The sequence below is a fragment of the Thalassobacillus sp. C254 genome (assembly GCF_001310615.1).
Map to the genome: position 1 here is coordinate 1 of NZ_BAXQ01000014.1, position 17,864 is coordinate 17,864.

11 protein-coding genes, 17 tRNA genes and 4 pseudogenes are annotated in these 17,864 nt (G+C 42.8%); 28 read left to right on the forward strand and 4 right to left on the reverse strand.

Annotation, left to right across the window (positions count from 1 at the left end; all coding sequences use genetic code 11):
• Positions 1-14: 14 nt before the first annotated feature.
• The 18 genes from JCM19033_RS13340 to JCM19033_RS13425 all read left to right on the forward strand — a co-directional run bounded on the left by JCM19033_RS13340 (position 15) and on the right by JCM19033_RS13425 (position 4,788).
• A tRNA-Asn gene (locus JCM19033_RS13340) sits at positions 15-89 on the forward strand.
• A gap of 1 nt (position 90) precedes the next feature.
• Positions 91-183: transfer RNA gene (locus JCM19033_RS13345), tRNA-Ser, on the forward strand.
• A gap of 20 nt (positions 184-203) precedes the next feature.
• Positions 204-278, forward strand: a tRNA-Glu gene (locus JCM19033_RS13350).
• Between the two features lie 7 nt (positions 279-285).
• Positions 286-361, forward strand: a tRNA-Val gene (locus JCM19033_RS13355).
• A gap of 16 nt (positions 362-377) precedes the next feature.
• Positions 378-453, forward strand: a tRNA-Met gene (locus JCM19033_RS13360).
• A gap of 249 nt (positions 454-702) precedes the next feature.
• Positions 703-779: transfer RNA gene (locus JCM19033_RS13365), tRNA-Met, on the forward strand.
• Positions 780-996: 217 nt separating this feature from the next.
• Positions 997-1,072, forward strand: a tRNA-Asp gene (locus JCM19033_RS13370).
• Between the two features lie 5 nt (positions 1,073-1,077).
• A tRNA-Phe gene (locus tag JCM19033_RS13375) sits at positions 1,078-1,153 on the forward strand.
• Positions 1,154-1,165: 12 nt separating this feature from the next.
• Positions 1,166-1,241 (forward strand) — tRNA-Thr (locus tag JCM19033_RS13380).
• Positions 1,242-1,369: 128 nt separating this feature from the next.
• A tRNA-Tyr gene (locus JCM19033_RS13385) sits at positions 1,370-1,455 on the forward strand.
• 10 nt (positions 1,456-1,465) lie between these two features.
• Positions 1,466-1,539, forward strand: a tRNA-Trp gene (locus JCM19033_RS13390).
• Between the two features lie 16 nt (positions 1,540-1,555).
• Positions 1,556-1,631 (forward strand) — tRNA-His (locus JCM19033_RS13395).
• Positions 1,632-1,638: 7 nt separating this feature from the next.
• Positions 1,639-1,713 (forward strand) — tRNA-Gln (locus JCM19033_RS13400).
• 4 nt (positions 1,714-1,717) lie between these two features.
• Positions 1,718-1,792: transfer RNA gene (locus JCM19033_RS13405), tRNA-Gly, on the forward strand.
• Positions 1,793-1,838: 46 nt separating this feature from the next.
• Positions 1,839-1,913, forward strand: a tRNA-Cys gene (locus tag JCM19033_RS13410).
• A gap of 15 nt (positions 1,914-1,928) precedes the next feature.
• Positions 1,929-2,017, forward strand: a tRNA-Leu gene (locus JCM19033_RS13415).
• A 26-nt stretch (positions 2,018-2,043) separates the two neighbouring features.
• Positions 2,044-2,127 (forward strand) — tRNA-Leu (locus tag JCM19033_RS13420).
• A 1,287-nt stretch (positions 2,128-3,414) separates the two neighbouring features.
• Entirely contained in the window at positions 3,415-4,788 is a 1,374-nt protein-coding gene (locus JCM19033_RS13425; protein WP_054636719.1) for a YfcC family protein, read from the forward strand.
• A gap of 106 nt (positions 4,789-4,894) precedes the next feature.
• Here the strand turns inward: JCM19033_RS13425 and JCM19033_RS13430 are convergent, their stop codons facing one another.
• Both JCM19033_RS13430 and JCM19033_RS25915 read right to left on the reverse strand, forming a co-directional pair.
• Entirely contained in the window at positions 4,895-5,632 is a 738-nt protein-coding gene (locus JCM19033_RS13430) for a peptidoglycan-binding protein (protein ID WP_306301357.1), read from the reverse strand.
• On the reverse strand, positions 5,602-5,877 hold the full coding sequence (locus tag JCM19033_RS25915) for a L,D-transpeptidase (RefSeq protein ID WP_269758210.1): 276 nt from the start codon (positions 5,875-5,877) through the stop codon (positions 5,602-5,604). The genes JCM19033_RS13430 and JCM19033_RS25915 overlap by 31 nt, the downstream gene beginning before the upstream one ends.
• A 565-nt stretch (positions 5,878-6,442) precedes the next feature.
• On the opposite strand from JCM19033_RS25915, the pseudogene JCM19033_RS13435 reads away from it, so the two are divergent.
• The 7 genes and pseudogenes from JCM19033_RS13435 to JCM19033_RS13460 all read left to right on the forward strand — a co-directional run bounded on the left by JCM19033_RS13435 (position 6,443) and on the right by JCM19033_RS13460 (position 12,881).
• Positions 6,443-7,677, forward strand: a pseudogene (locus JCM19033_RS13435) (OFA family MFS transporter).
• A gap of 68 nt (positions 7,678-7,745) precedes the next feature.
• Positions 7,746-10,744, forward strand: a pseudogene (fdhF, locus tag JCM19033_RS13440) (formate dehydrogenase subunit alpha).
• Positions 10,716-11,219, forward strand: a complete 504-nt coding sequence (locus JCM19033_RS13445) for a DUF1641 domain-containing protein (RefSeq protein WP_054636666.1) — start codon at positions 10,716-10,718, stop codon at positions 11,217-11,219. Before fdhF ends, JCM19033_RS13445 begins: the two are co-directional and overlap by 29 nt.
• Before the next feature lie 65 nt (positions 11,220-11,284).
• The gene (locus tag JCM19033_RS13450; RefSeq protein WP_054636667.1) at positions 11,285-11,506 is read left to right on the forward strand and encodes a heavy-metal-associated domain-containing protein; all 222 of its coding nucleotides are present in this window, start codon (positions 11,285-11,287) and stop codon (positions 11,504-11,506) included.
• A gap of 30 nt (positions 11,507-11,536) precedes the next feature.
• Complete coding sequence (locus JCM19033_RS25920) at positions 11,537-11,671, forward strand: hypothetical protein (protein WP_269758211.1); 135 nt, start codon at positions 11,537-11,539, stop codon at positions 11,669-11,671.
• A 123-nt stretch (positions 11,672-11,794) separates the two neighbouring features.
• Positions 11,795-12,322 carry a hypothetical protein gene (locus JCM19033_RS13455; RefSeq protein WP_157049882.1) on the forward strand — a complete coding sequence of 176 codons (528 nt, stop codon included), beginning with the start codon at positions 11,795-11,797 and terminating at the stop codon, positions 12,320-12,322.
• Entirely contained in the window at positions 12,309-12,881 is a 573-nt protein-coding gene (locus JCM19033_RS13460; RefSeq protein WP_054636669.1) for a hypothetical protein, read from the forward strand. The genes JCM19033_RS13455 and JCM19033_RS13460 overlap by 14 nt, the downstream gene beginning before the upstream one ends.
• 776 nt (positions 12,882-13,657) lie before the next feature.
• On the opposite strand, the gene JCM19033_RS27540 is transcribed toward JCM19033_RS13460, so the two are convergent.
• Together JCM19033_RS27540 and JCM19033_RS27545 are read right to left on the reverse strand one after the other, a co-directional pair.
• Positions 13,658-13,801 (reverse strand): phenylalanine--tRNA ligase beta subunit-related protein, encoded by a 144-nt coding sequence (locus JCM19033_RS27540; protein WP_306301349.1) that lies wholly within the window; start codon positions 13,799-13,801, stop codon positions 13,658-13,660.
• Between the two features lie 130 nt (positions 13,802-13,931).
• Entirely contained in the window at positions 13,932-14,081 is a 150-nt protein-coding gene (locus JCM19033_RS27545; protein WP_306301350.1) for a hypothetical protein, read from the reverse strand.
• A gap of 278 nt (positions 14,082-14,359) precedes the next feature.
• Between JCM19033_RS27545 and queG the strand changes: the two are divergent.
• The 3 genes and pseudogenes from queG to JCM19033_RS13480 all read left to right on the forward strand — a co-directional run bounded on the left by queG (position 14,360) and on the right by JCM19033_RS13480 (position 17,864).
• A pseudogene (queG, locus tag JCM19033_RS13470) lies at positions 14,360-15,297 on the forward strand (tRNA epoxyqueuosine(34) reductase QueG).
• Between the two features lie 63 nt (positions 15,298-15,360).
• A complete protein-coding gene (locus tag JCM19033_RS13475) occupies positions 15,361-15,921 on the forward strand; it encodes a methylated-DNA--[protein]-cysteine S-methyltransferase (protein WP_054636670.1) in 561 nt (186 codons plus the stop codon).
• A 228-nt stretch (positions 15,922-16,149) separates the two neighbouring features.
• Positions 16,150-17,864 (forward strand): annotated as a pseudogene (locus tag JCM19033_RS13480) (ABC transporter ATP-binding protein).

The window sequence follows — 17,864 nt, forward strand, 5'->3', positions numbered from 1 at the left end:
AGGCTTTCCAATATTCCACAGTAGCTCAGTGGTAGAGCTATCGGCTGTTAACCGATCGGTCGCAGGTTCGAATCCTGCCTGTGGAGCCACGGAGAGCTGTCCGAGTGGCCGAAGGAGCACGATTGGAAATCGTGTAGGCGGTTTAAACCCGTCTCGAGGGTTCGAATCCCTCGCTCTCCGCCATTTTGGATATTATATATAGTGGCCCGTTGGTCAAGTGGTTAAGACACCGCCCTTTCACGGCGGTAACACGGGTTCGAATCCCGTACGGGTCACCACTTATTTGGAGGATTAGCTCAGCTGGGAGAGCACCTGCCTTACAAGCAGGGGGTCGGCAGTTCGATCCTGTCATCCTCCACCATATTTTTTAATAATATCGCGGGATAGAGCAGTCTGGTAGCTCGTCGGCTCATAACCCGGAGGTCGGAGGTTCAAATCCCCCTCCCGCAACCAAAATAATTCCCGCTACTACGTCGAGAGACCTCAGCGGCAAGGGAATATCAATAGTACCCGCCAGGGTGCAACCAATTAAGTTTTGCTGCAACGTTGAGTAAGCGTCAAAGCAAAAAAACATGAGTAGTACTCGAAAGAGTGCAACCAAAATAATTCCCGCTACTACGTCGAGAGACCTCAGCGGCAAGGGAATATCAATAGTACCCGCCAGGGTACAACCAATAATTCTCATATCTATATTTATAATATCGCGGGATAGAGCAGTCTGGTAGCTCGTCGGGCTCATAACCCGGAGGTCGGAGGTTCAAATCCTCCTCCCGCAACCAATTAAGTTTTTGCTACGACGTCGGATAAGCGTCAAAGCAAAAAAACATGAGTAGTACTCGGAAGAGTGCAACCAAAATAATTCCCGCAACTACGTCGAGAAACATCAGCGGAAAGGGAATATCAGTGGTACCCGCCAGGGTGCAACCAATTAAGTTTTTGCTGCGACGTCGAATAAGCGTCAAAGCAAAAAACATATGAATGCAAACAATTTAATAGGGGCCTGTGGTGTAGCGGTTAACATGCCTGCCTGTCACGCAGGAGATCGCGGGTTCGATCCCCGTCAGGCCCGCCATTTAAGGCTCGATAGCTCAGTCGGTAGAGCAGTGGACTGAAAATCCACGTGTCGGCGGTTCGATTCCGTCTCGAGCCACCACTTTCATAGTAGGCCGGTCTAGCTCAATTGGTAGAGCAACTGACTTGTAATCAGTAGGTTGGGGGTTCAAGTCCTCTGGCCGGCACCATTTTTACTATAAGCATACTGGAAACCAACTGATCGAAGAAATCATAGGTTAGCCAATTATAGTAAATCTACCAAGAAATACACTTGACGATAAAGTAAATGTTTTGTAATATATTTATTGTCCCTTTTGGAGGGGTAGCGAAGTTGGCCAAACGCGGCAGACTGTAAATCTGCTCCCTCTGGGTTCGGCGGTTCGAGTCCGTCCCCCTCCACCATCTATTTAATAGGGGTATAGTTTAATGGTAAAACGAAGGTCTCCAAAACCTTTGATGTGGGTTCGATTCCTACTACCCCTGCCATTATCTTACTCATATGGCGGTTGTGGCGAAGTGGTTAACGCACCGGATTGTGGCTCCGGCACTCGTGGGTTCGATTCCCATCAATCGCCCCATAGATTTTGGGCTATAGCCAAGCGGTAAGGCAGCGGATTTTGATTCCGTCATGCGCTGGTTCGAATCCAGCTAGCCCAGCCATGTCGCGGAAGTAGTTCAGTGGTAGAACACCACCTTGCCAAGGTGGGGGTCGCGGGTTCGAATCCCGTCTTCCGCTCCATATTCATATTGTATAGTCCTTGTGCATATAATGAAAACATGCACATGGCGGCATAGCCAAGTGGTAAGGCACGGGTCTGCAAAACCCTTATTCCCCGGTTCGAATCCGGGTGCCGCCTCCAACTTAGGTAACAGCTGCCGGGGTGGTGGAATTGGCAGACACACAGGACTTAAAATCCTGCGGTTGGTTTCAACCGTGCCGGTTCGAGTCCGGCCCTCGGCACCATTTATTTAACTGAATATGTATATTAAGCCGGTGTGGCGGAATTGGCAGACGCGCACGACTCAAAATCGTGTTCCTTATGGAGTGTCGGTTCGACCCGACCACCGGTACCATACATATTACATAACTCTTTAATTCAAGGCTTCTCACAATAGTGGGAAGTCTTTTTTTGTGTCCCGGCGTGTCTGGCAGCTATGTGGTGAAAGTCCACTTTGGGCTTGGTAATGGGAACCGTTAGCGAATGGGAAGGGTGTTCGGGGCGACCCGGAATCTGAAGAAAGCCGGACGTAATCACACGCGGTAACGAACAGAAACAGGATACAAGGCTGAAGCGGAAAGGATGAGTTTGCACAACAAGATAAAATCCTACATTGCCCGAACTCCGCACAGTAAATACCGCACCCACGGGTGGAAAGCGGTCAGACTTACCCGGGGAGGTCTTATCAGGGTTTCTACGAAGGAGAAATTCCTTACAGGGATAACGATGCCAGCGATTCAACAGAGACCATAGTAGTCACATACACTTCGTAACGAAGGGTCGAACAATAAGAATCACTGACAAGCTTGGAGGTGTGGAGAATGCAACGAGCAAAGACAACATCGAAAGATGGATGCCTGCGGGAGGGTACGCTGGAAGCGAAGAGTAATGCTTGAGTGTGCAGTGTTCTTCGCGGCTTGGTTGCATACCATGGGGGATCTCCAGGATGATGAACTATGTTCATAATATCTCCCAGTGGGTGAGAAGAAGGATCAGACAGTTAATCTGAAAAAGGTGGAAGAAAGTGAAAACCAGATATCGAAGTTTGATCAAGCTGAAAGTTCCCAGAGATAAGGCATGGGAATGGGCTAATACCCGCAAGCTACTGGAGAATATCAAAGTCCTTTACTCTACATTGTGCCATCACAAAAGAAGCCCTGCAAAAAGCAGGACTTCTAAACATGGAAGCTTTCTATAAGAAAATGCATGAAAGGTATCATTCAACTTATTGAACCGCCGTATACGAGATCCGTATTTACGGTGGTGTGATAGGATAGAGAGGCAAATCCTCCTCCTACTGTTTCATTTGAATCCATTTTAAACGTTTCAAAGTGAATCATTAAGTGTAGCAAGTGGATGGTAACTGGTATAACACCCCATAACTAAAATGAGAATATATAAATTTTTATGTGAGGAAATCTAACATCTGGAGACCCTGAAAAATAGGCAAATGTGTATTTTTATATATAATTATTCTAAAAAATATCAAATGTTTTGTTTAAAGTGTACAATGACTTTCGTTTTCCTCCCCAGTATTATGAACACTAATCAAGGACAACAACATTAGAATTCTACTGGGGGATATAGAAATGAATACAGAAAGTGAAACAAAAAAGTGAAACAAAAAGAAAAAAAGTTTCAGATGCCGCACATCTATGTTATATTATTCATTCTTATGGCTCTTGCAGCTATTTCAACACATCTCATTCCCGCTGGTGAGTTTGAACGGATCACTGGACCGGAGGGAAGGGAGTCTATCGATCCAGATTCGTATACTCAGGTAGATGCATCACCTGCTGGTCTTGAGGAGTTCATGCTCGCCATACCAAGAGGATTAGTGGAAGCAGGAGAAGTAGTGTTCTTTACTCTTATTATTGGCGGCATGTTTATGGTTCTTCGTAAAACCGGTATAATTGAAATAGGTGTAAATAAGCTGACAACAGCTTTTTCAACGAAAAGTACTGCAGTAATTCCAGTTCTAATGATCGCTTTTGCTGCCGTCTGCGGAGTTATCGGGACACAGGAGCTAAGCTTAGTGTATGTTCCAGTTATTATTCCGCTTTTAATAGCTTTAGGCTATGATTCTATGGTTGCAGCCGCAGTAGCTCTTATAGCAACGACTGCTGGGTTTATGACTGGATTTCTTAATCCAATTAATACTGGGCTTGGACAGCAAATAGCGGAAGTTCCTTTATATTCAGGCATAGAGCTTCGGCTGATTGCTCTTGTAGTTATCTTAGGAGTGGGAATTATCTATGTCATTCGTTATGCTAAAAAGGTACAAGCCAATCCAGAAAGCAGTCTGGTCTATGACGAAGATAGAGAAAAACGTGAAATTTACTCAAATCCAGATGAATCAAAAAGTAGAAGATTTACTCCAAGGCAGAAAGCAGCTGGTGTCTTTTTAATTGGCTTTTTTGCCATTCTGATATATGGAGTCATTGCTCAAGGTTGGTTCATGCTGGAAATGTCAGGCCTTTTCATTGTTATGGGAATTGTGGTAGGTATGGCAGCCGGTTTAACAGCAGCTCAGGTTTGTGAAGGCTTTAATCAAGGATTTCGCGAGGTATTAGTGGGAGCAATTATCGTTGGAGTCGCCAGATCAGTCGCAGTTGTTATGGAGGACGGCCAGGTGATGGACACGCTCATTTATAACTTAGGAGCAGTGGTAGGTCAATTTCCTGGAACCTTAAGCGCAATGGGGATGTTTATGTCGCAACTGCTGTTTAACTTCCTCGTACCTTCTGGCAGCGGTCAGGCTCTGGTAACGATGCCTATTATGGCTCCTCTTTCTGATATGATTGGGGTGACCAGACAAACGGCTGTACTTGCCTTCCAATTTGGCGATGGCTTAGGAAACATTCTTTTTCCTACTTCAGGTTATTTTATGGCTACTCTTGTTCTGGCAGGGGTAAGCTGGCATAAGTGGGTAAAGTTCTATTTTCCTTTATTCTTAATATGGGCCGCGATTGCAGCTGTATTTCTCATTATCGCCCAAGTCATTCAATGGCAGTAACCTTACGCCCTAGAAAGAAAGAACAGCCTTTTTGATAGATTATTAAAAAATTATATTAAAACCCGTTCCTGATTATAGGAACGGGTTTGTTTTTATTTACTGTTAATTACTTTAATAGTCTGTGGTCCGGCAACGCATCGACTTTCAACTTGTTGGCTTTTTGGAAGCTCTTCACTGCCGCTTCTGTGGCAGGACCGAATTTCCCGTCAGCACCTCTTGTGTTAAAGCCAAGACTGGTCAGTTTCTGCTGAAGCTTTTTCACTTCGCTTCCGCTGCTTCCTTTTCTTAGTGTACCGCTTTTAATCTGAGTGGAAGTGGATGGAGACTTATTGACGGTTTTACTCTGGTTTGCTAAAAGGTTTTTCGTCTGAGTGCCTACAACCCCATCGGCTTTGAGCTTATTAGCCTTCTGGAACTTTTTCACAGCATCCTCGGTTCCTTTTCCAAATATGCCATCTGCAGAAACCTTGTAACCTGCAGCACTCAACTGTCGTTGAATTTCTTTTACTGCTTCTCCTTTGCTTCCTCGTTTAAGTGTTCCGCTTGTAGTGCCTCCTGGACTGGAAGGGCTGCTGTTTCCATTTATTTTGTACCCATTATTCTTTGCAATTGTATCAAAAGACTGGCTGGATGTAGTAATGACAACAGGAGTGTTTACTTTTACCCGGCTGAAAAGCCATTCCACTTCATTGTTATGCATTCTGACACAGCCTGCGCTTGCATAAGTACCAATGGAAGAGGGATTGTTATTTCCGTGGATGGCATATGTGTTTCCGTTGGTTCCTCTGGCGTTAAGGCCAATCCAGCGCTTTCCTAAAGGGTTTTTTGGATCGCCGCCGGCAATATTGCTTTATAATACGGGCGGTTCACAATTTTATTGACTACTTTGTGTTTTCCTTCAGGTGTTAAATTAGAACTCCGTCCGGTAGCTACACTGAACGTCCGGACTAATTTGTTGCTTTCATAAAATGCGAGCTGATTCGTTGCTTTGTTAATGACAATCATTTGACCAGTAGATGCTGATGTAGTTGGAACTTGCCACAGTAAAAACAGAAGTCCAACCAGTATGCAGGCGAGAACCTTTTTCAACCTACACCCCTCTTTTCCTATTTAATAACCACACGTCAATGTATGCATAAAGGCAGATAGAATTGTCATTTTACTAAAATAAAATAAAAACTATATAAAGAACAAAAGCATAAAAGTCACAAGGAAGGATTCTTCTGTCATTAAGGGGCGTTCGATTTAGGAAAATGAAGGGATTGATTCATGGTAGCTGCTCCTTTCTAAGGGTGATTCTATCACTTTTGTTCTACAACAAGAACTGAACAAGTTCATTATATGGCACAATATGAGCAATTTCAATGAAAAAAATAAGTTAAAAATCTAGTGGTTTTTGCAAAAAATTACAAGGCGCAGCGGGGATTTTAGCTTATTATGGTTATTAAAAAGAAAAAAGAAGAATCCTGAAAGCATGAAACGAGACCCAGCCTCTAATGAAAGGAGGCTGGGTCATTTATATTACATCTATGTTACAAATGAGAGTGGTGCCAGGCACCCTACATTGGGTAATTTTTATGTTTTTGGTTACTCTATGAAGACTTGATAATTCTTTTATGGAAGGAGTTCATGTTATGAAGCAAAAAACCGGTGGTTGATTGCGTTGTCTGCTGTATTTATACACCTCTCCATTGGATCTATTTATGCGTACAGTGTGTTCCAAACCCCCTTGTATGAGGAACTGGGCTGGGGCGGGGCAACAGTGACGATAGCCTTTACGCTGGCCATCTTTTTCCTTGGCATTTCAGCTGCCTTTTTTGGAAGGTTTGTTGAAAAACGTGGTCCCAGGGTATCGGCCTTTTTAGCAGCTGTTCTATTTGGTGCAGGCTTAATTGGCGCAGGATTTTCCATAGGAATCGGATCGTTATATGGCTTTTATTTTACCTACGGGATCCTTGGAGGGATCGGTCTTGGCATTGGATACATCTCTCCGGTGTCTACTCTGGTGAAATGGTTTCCTGACAGAAGGGGGCTTGCTACAGGGATGGCGGTGTTTGGTTTTGGAGCAGGCTCTTTAATTGCCAGTCCAGTAGCTGCAAGGCTCATTGAAGGAATGGGGGTGGCCAATACTCTGTACCTGTTAGGAGCTGTTTATTTTGTTTTGATGTCTCTGGGCGCATGGTACATTGCCCGGCCTCCAGAGGATTGGATGCCTGCAGCAGCTAAAGAGAAAAAAGACGACGGCGAGGTTGAAAAAAGAGAAGATCTGGCTCAGTTAACAGCTAATGAAGCCATAAAAACAAAACGTTTCTGGCTGCTATGGTGGATGATGCTTATAAATATATCCGCAGGAATCATGTTAATTGCTGTGGCTTCACCTATGGCTCAGGAGTTAGTTGGAATGACGGCTATGGCAGCTGCTACTGTAGTTGGGGTTATGGGGCTCTTTAATGGTGGTGGTCGTATTATTTGGTCTACTCTTTCGGATTATATCGGGAGGCCTAATATATTCTTAATTTTCTTCGGTGTTCAGCTGGTTTCCTTTATGATCCTGCCATGGTGGGTAATGCTCTTATCTTCCAGATTTTAATGTACCTTATTGTTTCTATATACGGAGGAGGCTTTGCCACACTGCCGGCATTTATAGGTGACATGTTTGGTACAAAACAGCTTGGAGCCATACACGGTTATCTCCTGACTTCATGGGCAGTGGCGGGTGTTGTAGGCCCTATGATTGTTTCATTTATAAGGGAAGCGACAAACGCTTATACTACGACCTTCTATGTCTTTGCTTTTTTAATTGCAACTGCTCTTGGTACAGCCTTTTTGATCAAGCGGGATATTCAAGGAATTCAGAAAGAAAAGCTGAAATTAGCAAATCAGAGCTGATAGCTTTCATTGTATAATGCAAAAAAAACAGGGAAATATTTTACTAAGAAATTGTTGGAAAGCAGGTGATGAGACTGGACAGTCAGACTTTTTCCATACAAATCAACGGTGAAGAGTTTACGGCAAAACCAGGCCAGTCAATCTTTGAGGCAGCAAAGTACGGAGATCTGTATATTCCTGCCATTTGCTCCTCACAGCCTGATTTAGGCTTTGGAGTTATTGAAACATGTGATACATGTTTTGTTGAAGTAAACGGAGAACTGAAACGTTCCTGTTCGACAGAAGCAGCACCTGGAATGGTGGTTAAAACGGTCTCTGAAAAGGCAAAGGAAGCTCAGGAAGAAGGTATGCAGCGAATCCTTAAAAACCATGAGCTGTATTGCACAGTATGTGATAACAACAATGGTAACTGTGTAGTGCACAATACAGCAGAATATTTAGAAATTGAACACCAAAAGTATGAATTTAAACCAAAACCTTATCCTCCTGATAATTCACATCCTATGTACCGGTATGAGCCTGACCAGTGTATCCTTTGCGGCCTTTGTGTAGAAGCTTGCCAGGACTTACAGGTGAGTGAAGTGCTTAGCATTGACTGGAAGCGGGAAACCCCACGTGTCATTTGGGATAATGACGTTCCCATTGATCAATCGTCTTGTGTGTCGTGTGGTCATTGTGTCACTGTCTGTCCATGTAATGCATTGATGGAAAAATCAATGCTCGGGGAAGCTGGATATATGACAGGGATGCCAAAGGATGTTCTTGGCCCGCTTATTGAAACAACCAAAGAGGTAGAGCCGGGATATCAAGAGATCTTTACAATGTCAAACATTGAAGCAACGATGCGTGAGGATCGGATAAAACGCACCAAAACAGTTTGCACCTACTGCGGGGTAGGTTGCAGCTTTGAAGTATGGACGAAGGAAAGAGATATTTTAAAAATCCAGCCTCAGCCTGATGCACCTGTCAACGGTATTTCGACGTGTGTTAAAGGAAAATGGGGATGGGATTTTGTAAACAGTGAAGAGAGGCTTACCAAGCCTTTGATTCGAAAAGAAGGAAAGTTTGTAGAAGCTACCTGGAATGAAGCATTAACGCTCATTGCTTCTAAATTTACTGAATTAAAGGACACGTATGGCCCAGATTCCATGGGGTTCATTGCCTCCTCTAAATGTTCGAATGAAGAAAATTACCTTTTTCAAAAGCTTGCCCGCGGGGTAATGGGCACAAATAATGTAGATAACTGTTCCAGGTACTGTCAGTCCCCGGCGACAGCGGGACTTATGAGGACAGTTGGGTACGGAGGGGATGCAGGAACCATAGAGGATCTTAAGACGACTGACTTAGTCTTTGTAATTGGAGCAAATCCTGCTGAATCACACCCTGTTCTTGCAACGAGGATAAAAAGAGCCCATAAGCTTCATGGGCAGAAATTGATTGTCGCTGATTTAAGAAAACATGAATTAGCTCAGATGGCAGATCAATTTCTCCATCCTGTTCCATCTTCAGATTTAATATGGATCTCTGCGGTGACAAAGTACATCATCGATCAGGCTGGGCGGATGATGACTTTATCAAGAACAGGGTTAATAATTTTGACGAATACGTCGATTCTTTAGACAAGTATACGTTAGAATATGCTGAACAAGAAACCGGATTAAAGAAAGAGGAGCTTATTGAATTAGCGACTACGATCAATGAGGCTGAAACGATGTGCATATGCTGGGCGATGGGGGTTACACAGCATATTGGAGGCACTGAAACGAGTACAGCCATCTCGAACCTTTTGTTAGTAACCGGAAATTACGGCAAGCCAGGTACAGGGGCTTATCCGTTGCGAGGACATAATAACGTTCAAGGAGCCTGCGATTTTGGGACGATGCCGGCTTGGATGCCAGGTTATGAGCCTGTGGAAAATGAAGAAATAAGAGCAAGGTATGAAAAGGCATGGGGTGTTTCACTGCCTCGAAAACCAGGTTTAAACAACCATCAAATTGTTGAAACCATTCACAGTGGGAAAGTAAAAGGAATGTATTTATTTGGTGAAGAGATGGGTCTGGTTGATGCCAATATTAATCACGTCCATGCCGCTTTTGAAAAGCTTGAGTTCTTTGTAGTCCAGGATGTCTTCTTCTCCAAAACGGCCGAGTTTGCAGATGTTGTTTTGCCTGCTGCTCCCAGCCTTGAGAAGGACGGAACATTTACGAACACGGAACGAAGAATCCAGCGTTTTCATAAAGTTTTTGAACCTCTTGGTGACAGTCAGCCAGACTGGAAAATATTCCAGGCCATTGCTAATCGTTTAGGGGCTAAGTGGAATTATAAGCACCCAAGCGAAATCATGGATGAGGCAGCAAGTCTGGCACCGCTTTTTGCCGGAGTGAGCTATGAGCGGCTTGAGAAATGGAACAGCCAGCTTTGGCCTGTCCAAAAAAGTGGAGAAAGTACACCTCTTTTGTACACTGAGAAATTTCCATTTGCAGACGGGAAAGCGAAGCTCTATCCTGTGGAATGGAGAAAGCCTTATGTGCCCGACGAAAAAGAGTATGATTTACATTTAAATAACGGAAGATTGCTTGAGCATTTTCATGAAGGGAACTTAACGTACAGGTCTAAGAGTATTACTCACAAAGTTCCTCAGCCTTGGCTTGAAGTGTCTCCGGAACTGGCAGAAGAACGCGGAATAAAAACGGGAGCCCTTGTTAAATTAACGTCCCCGTATGGCGAAGTGAAGATAAGAGTCTGGGTGACCGAGCATGTCTCTGGGAAAGAGCTGTATCTGCCGATGAATACAACGGATGAAATGGAAGCCGTAAACATGCTGACGAGCAGCTACCATGATAAAGTGACTCATACTCCAAACTATAAGGAAATGAGTGTCAAAATGGAGGTCATTGAAGCGGATGGGGAGTCTCCGCTCCCACGGCATAATTACAGGTTTGGTAACCGCCAGCCGCAGTTTGGAGTAAAAGTGGAAGACAAGTGGTCAAGGGACGACTTTACCCCGATTGCTGATCTTATTGAAGGAGAGGGGATGAATGATGGCCAAACAGATCACGCAAATTGAAAAGCATAATCCAAGTCAGGCAGAAGAAAGAGAAGAAGCAATCAGAACACTTGTGGACATGACAGCTGATAATCATGAGTCACTCATGCTTCTTCTGGAGGTTATTAAAGAAGTTAAGGATGCAGAAGTGTTAGATATGGCACGGGGATTTTTGAGAACCCGGGATAAAATTGGTGCTATTGCCGTAGAACAGATTAATCAGCCGAATGTGCACCGCGTGGTACAGGCAGGAACCCAGGCTTTTCAATTTTTAGGTAAAGTGGACCCGAAGGATATGGAGATATTACTTGCAGGGGTTGCTAATGGTCTTGACCGCACAAGTAAAGGGATAGAAAGCGATGAGAAGCTCTCCCTCTGGGGAATGGCAAAATCATTGAGAGATCCTGATATCAATGCTTCTATGCAAACGATGTTCGGTTTCTTAAAAGGAATGGGAGAGGCGTTGAACAACCATAAACCTGAAGCTGATCGATAAGAGGAAGAGAGCTACGATCCCACTCTCCCTGTGTTTTTCATACTTGTAGGTAAGGAGAAGTCACAATGGAAACCCAAAAGCTTGTCATAAATAATTTGAGCAATCAAGAGGATGCCCTGAAAGTGGAAAATATTCTTAGAGATGTTTGGGGCATAAGAAAAGTCAATGTAGATGTGGATAAGCAGGAAGCGGTATTTTCATATGATGAAAAAGCAGCATCATACATCGATTTTCAGCAGGCCGTTGTTGATGCTGGCTATAGAGTGGAAGGCGACGAAGGGTCTTAGAAAAACATACTTCTGAGGAGGTGCACGCCGATGCCACGGGTGTGCGAAATATGCGGCAGACGTGAGGAAGAAAGAATGGAAGAAGCAGCAGATCACGAACTTCTTGATGTATGCCACTCTTGTGCAAAAGATTTTCAGCAGCCTCATCCGGTAAGTGACTCGTAAACAAAGAAAGGACTGCACCCCACCTATAAGTTGGGGTGCTTTTATTATGTAATGATGGATGAAAAATCCACAAGAAAGTGGGACTTTGGTATAATGGCGTAAATGAATACTAAAGGGTGACTAATGGTGGATGCAAATACAGTAACCTTGCTTATTTCCCTGCTGTCTTTAACTATATCAGGGGGAGTAGCTGTTATTACATACCGGTATAATAATATCACAATAAGAAATGAGGCCAGAGTAGAACATAATAAGTTAATGCTTGAAATTGACAAGATGTACATAGAGGATCCGGATTTATGGAGTATTTATGACGATCATCCTATTTCGCAGCATATAGAAAAAACCCCGTTAAGAAAAGGAAAAAAAGAGGCTTTTATTTATTATTATATTAACTTCTTTGACATCATTTTTGATTTTTACCACAAAAAGATCTACAAGAATAAGAACGACAAAGAAGATTGGGAATCCTGGGTAGCTTTTATCAAACACTTTTTTAAAGGCTGCTCTCTGGCCAGAGGGATGTTTAAAGATTCCGCTGCATGGTATGACAAAGAATTTGCTGCCTTTGTATTATCTGTAATAAACGAAGTAGAAGAAGAGGAAAAAACAATCGCTGTAGATTGGAGCAATAAACATGACCCGGCATAATAACGGTGAAATGGTAACACCAGAAAAAGAAGACATAAATGAAATGTTAGAGCTGAACTATAAAATTTACCCAAAAGAGTGGCACGTTTCAAAAGAGTATGTCCTTTCTATTATGGAAAGAAACCCTTTTGTTTACAGGGTGTATAAAGAGAATAAACAGGTTAAAGGGATTCACAGTTTATTCCCTCTTCCCAAAACGGTGTACGAACAGGTCCTGACCGGTGAAATATCGGAAAAGAGCTTATGCGAACATATTATAGATTACAAGAAACCAGGTGATGTATATCTTTACTTGATTTCTATTATCGTTGATATTCATAGTCAAAAGGCAAAGGAATATACGAAACACCTTTTGTATGATATGGTTTCACAGCTTCATTGGATTGAGAAACAGGACCAGAACATTAAAGAGATTGGAGCTATTGCCATTTCAAAGGATGGAGAAAGGATATTACAACGTATAGGATTTTCCCACAGCCATTCAATGAAAGAGGAAGGAATATCCTACCCGGTCTTTCGATCTTCCAAAGAAAGCATTTTACAAGCTATTACTCTATAAGAAGCCAGCCTGAAGTAACATCAGGCTGGCTTTCTTTTGTTTCCCTGACTTAGACAACCACAGAGGTCCAAAGCTCTAGTCATATAAAAGTTTTTTACGGAACCTGCTTCAGAATCTAAAGCAGCAATACCGGCGGAATAACAACGGTCAGCCTGGTTTATTGGGCAGCTGATCATGGTATAATGGAGAGGGTGTCTTAACAAGCCGCACAATTAGCGGTCTGATTAGACCCCTCGATTTTTTTGGTCTTATTGTAAAAAAATGAGAGAAAACGTAAATGCTGTATAGTAATAAAAAAGGTTGAACGTTAAGGGATGCAAGACTCCTGCAAACGATAGCAGAAAAGAACCCTGCAGGGGGTTGTTCCCGAAGAGTCTTCATGCATTTTCGGCAAAGAAAACAGTGAATGGATATGAAGTGAAGGCGAAATGGCTGTCGCACTTGTACCTTTGGTGAAAGAGAGCTTCCATGCCATCGTTTAAAAAAGAGGCTGCCCAAAAAGCTTATGGGACAGCCTCTTCATAAATGAAGGTAGGACTACTCTAAGAGAAACCATTCAGCATCACCGCTATGAAGCTGGGTGAACATTTTTGCCAGAGAGCTTAACATCTCATTGGCTTCTGCAGACGCATCGACGGCCGAAGGTAAGCAATATGTAACGCATTTGCAGTGGTATTGTCTACTTTCGTTCTTGCCGAGTCTACAATAGGACTGCCAAAGGGCCCTTGAGCATCAGCGGAGACAAGGCGGCCTTGTAAGGAATTTTCCCGGCCGTTTCAGGCTTTATAACTTTCGCCTTCATTACCAAGGCGTAATATGATAGAATCTTGAAGTTGGTCCAAATTATAAATTCCAAATGGGATTTCATATTGCAGAGAAAAGAAATTATTTAGATCCACTGCTGAGTTTATAAAGCCCATTTTCTGTTTTCGCCCTACTTTTCGAAAGAGGCTTCATGAGACGGCCTATACCTGCCGGGATCAATGCCAAGAGTCTTGAATACCTTTCTCCATTCTTTCACGCCTTGATACCTGGTTACAGAGTCGTTTTCTAAATCAACCTGAATTTTTCCTGAAAAAACTCGAGCCGCCCTTTTAACATTTTAGGGGACTCATCAACCACAATATCTTTATAGGTAAGGATACCGATTTTAAAATCAGGCACTCGTTTTTTGATGTCCTGGTGAATAGATATGTTCATTGCCTTCCTCCTCTTGCATTTATTTGTTGCTTAGTTTATCACAACTTAGTCCAGGCCGCCTATACAAGTGCTTTATTGAGATAGGAGTGAGAAGAATGGCAGATGCCCAGTTGAAAGAAGAAATTATTGCATATAGTAAAAAGATTGGAATTGATAAGATTGGCTTTGCTTCTGCAAATCCCTTCTTATCCTTAAAAGACAGGTTGTTAAAGCAGCAGGAGCTTGGATATCAATCTGGATTTGAAGAACCGGATATCTATAAACGAACTCACCCTGATATGGTTCTCCCGGAAGCTAAAACAATCATAGCAATTGCTTTGGCCTACCCATCAAAAATGAAAAACCCTCCAAAAAGCAAAAAAGGCGACCGACGAGGCGTGTTTTGCCGTGCTTCCTGGGGGAGGATTATCATAGAGTATTGAAAAACAGATTAGAAAAGCTGCAGGAATTTATCCAGGAAAAAGCTCCGGCCGCCAGGATGAAATCAATGGTAGACACTGGGGAATTATCTGACCGGGCTGTGGCAGAGCGGGCCGGCATAGGATGGAGCGGAAAGAACTGCGCCATTATTACTCCGGAATTTGGCTCTTATGTTTATTTAGGAGAAATGATCACTACATTATCCCTTCCTCCTGATCAGCCAGTTACTGATCAATGCGGTTCTTGTAATAAATGTGTAGAGGCTTGCCCGACAGGGGCGTTAGTTCAAGGAGGCCAGCTTGACTCTAATAAATGTATTGCTTATCTGACACAAACAAAAGACTTTTTACCGGATCAATATAGGAAAAAGCTTGGCAATAGACTTTATGGCTGTGACACATGCCAACAGGTTTGCCCAGAAAATAAAGGGATCGATTATCATCATCAAGAAGAGTTTGAACCAGATCCTGAAATCGTTAAGCCGAAACTCATTCCCTTGCTTCAAATCAGCAATAAAGAATTTAAGAGAAAGTTTGGTCCAATTGCTGGTTCTTGGAGAGGGAAGAAACCTATACAGAGAAATGCTATTATTGCTTTAGGCCATTTTAAAGAAGAAAAGGCTGTAGACGATTTAGGGAAATTGCTTATTGATGATCCTCGTCCAGTCATTCGTGGCACTGCTGCCTGGGCATTAGGTGAAATAAATAATAGAGAGTCCAGAGATTATCTTAATCAGGCGCTTAAACAAGAAATCGACAGCAATGTAAAAAAAGAAGTTGATAATGCCCTAAAATAAGCTAATATAGCATAAAATAGCTTTGGAAAGTTCCATAATAATTATGTAGTATTAAGGACAAGAATGGCATGGAAGGATGTGGTATCTGTGTCTGAGAAGCGATCAGTCTTCTATTCAGAGATGGACAGTTTCATAGGTCCAATAACGCTTGTAGGTACCAATCAGGGGGTTTGCATGCTCCAATATGGGTCTGCCGAACACTCTCTCCCCTTGGTTAAAACATGGTTGAAGAAAAAGAATTTAAAAGTCGACCTGCTTCAACAAAACAATGAAGCTCTTCAGACGGTTGTTACCCAGCTGGAAGAATATTTTTCAGGTGAAAGAAATACATTTGATGTTGAGATAGATCTCTATGGAACTAAATTTCAAAGGCTTGTGTGGGAAGCGTTGAATGCTATTCCATACGGCCAAACAAAATCTTATAAACAAGTAGCTTTGGAAATAGGAGCCCCGAAAGCCGTCAGAGCGATAGGGGCAGCAAACAACCAAAACCCACTCCCTATTATCCTGCCATGTCATCGCGTAGTAGGAAGCAACGGGGCGATGGTTGGTTACGGAGGAGGCCTTCGCAAAAAAGAGCAGTTATTAGTGTTGGAAGGAGCCTTGCAGAAAGTTTCCTCTTAAACCTGTAAGAATAAGAGGACAGCACTACGACTGACTAAATGCTTAGACCTAAAAAAGAAGTGGCTGTGCGCAAAAGCTTTGCTTTTGAGACAGTCTCTTTTTTTGTCTTCCTGTCTTCAAAGAGGGTGCATTTTTATCTATGAGAGGTTAACAAGTGTGATAAAGTGATATAAAGTATTTCGATAAATGAACCATGTACTTTGTCTTTTGTTGAAGGTGGGAACTTCGATGAGAAAGGTTTTTTCATTTATGAAGCCATACCGGCTGGCAGCTTTTGTTGCTTTGCTGTTAATGCTTATAGAACTTGGGGTTGAATTGGTACAGCCTTTTTTAATTTCACGAATTATTGATGATGGCATTATGGAAGGGGATCTTTCTGTTGTTCTTCAATGGGGAGGGGTCATGGTGGGCCTTTCTCTAGTTGCTTTTACTGCAGGTATTATCAACTCCTTTTACGCCGCTCATGTCAGCCAGAGTACTGGACATGACATTCGTAAAGCCATATATACAAAAGTCCAATCCTTTTCATTTTCTACGTTTAGCCTTTTTCCAACCTCTTCCCTGGTGACAAGAATGACCAACGATATTACTCAATTGCAAAATGTAATATTTATGTGTCTTCGAATCATGCTGCGAGCTCCTTTGTTAGTACTCGGAAGCATAACTATGATTTTTATTGTAAATGCTCAATTAGGGATAATCTTTGCAATTACTGTTCCTATACTTCTTATATTTTTAATAGGAGTCATGAAAAAAGCGGGGTCACTATTTAAAATAGTCCAGGAACGATTGGATAAAGTCAACAATGTAATGTATGAAAGTTTAGCGGGGATCAGGGTCATTAAAGCGTTTTTACGGAGAACACATGAGATTAATCGATTTATACACGCCAGTGACGAACTTCGGGCGAAGGTAATTAAAGCCCTTCGCCTGACAGAAATCGCCATGCCCGTCATTCTTCTGCTTATCAATGGCAGTGTCTTGTTTGTCCTATGGTATGGAACAATTGAGGTGAATGCAGGAGGGGCTACGGTAGGGGAGGTTGTTGCCATTGTTAATTACGCGGCTAGAATGACAGGAGCCCTTTCTATTTTTACGATGATTATTATGATGTTTTCACGAGCCCGGGCATCAGCAAGCCGAGTTGCGGAAGTATTGGAATCTGAAAAAAATGAGGTAGAAACCGGTAAGGACGAGCCTACGGAAATCGGCCGTGGAGAAATAGAGTTTCAACAAGTTTCCTTTCGTTATCCTGAAAGCAGGGATTCCGTGTTGGAGAACCTTTCCTTTGTGATCAAAGGAGGGGAAAAGGCTGCCATTTTAGGAGCCACAGGTTCAGGGAAAACCTCCTTGTTCCAGTTGATTCCCAGGTTATATGAACCAGAACAAGGCTCTGTACTTATAGATGGAAAAGACATAAGGCAAATGGATTCGTCCCTTTTAAGGAATAACATAGGGTATGTTCCTCAGGAGGCCCTCCTTTTTACCGGGACGATTAAAGAAAATATTGCATGGGGCAAAGAAAATGCTTCTTTGGAAGAAATTAAGGAAGCGGCAAGGAAAGCTCAAATACATGAAACGATATTATCCCTGCCACATCAATACGACACCATCTTAGGTCAAAAGGGTGTTAATTTATCAGGCGGCCAAAAGCAGCGCCTTTCCATAGCAAGAGCTCTTATTAGAAAGCCTAGAATTCTGTTGCTCGATGATAGTACGAGTGCCTTGGATGTGAAAACGGAGATGAAGCTGTTGCAGGAGCTGGATGACTTATCATGTACAGTGTTAATGATCACTCAGAAAATAAGCACTACCATGGAGCTGACACGATTTTACTTCTTGATGAAGGACAGCTGACTGCCAAAGGAACGCATGAAGAATTAATGAGCATGTCTTCTTTATATTATCGTATAAACAAGTCCCAGGCGGGAAAGGAGGCTTAG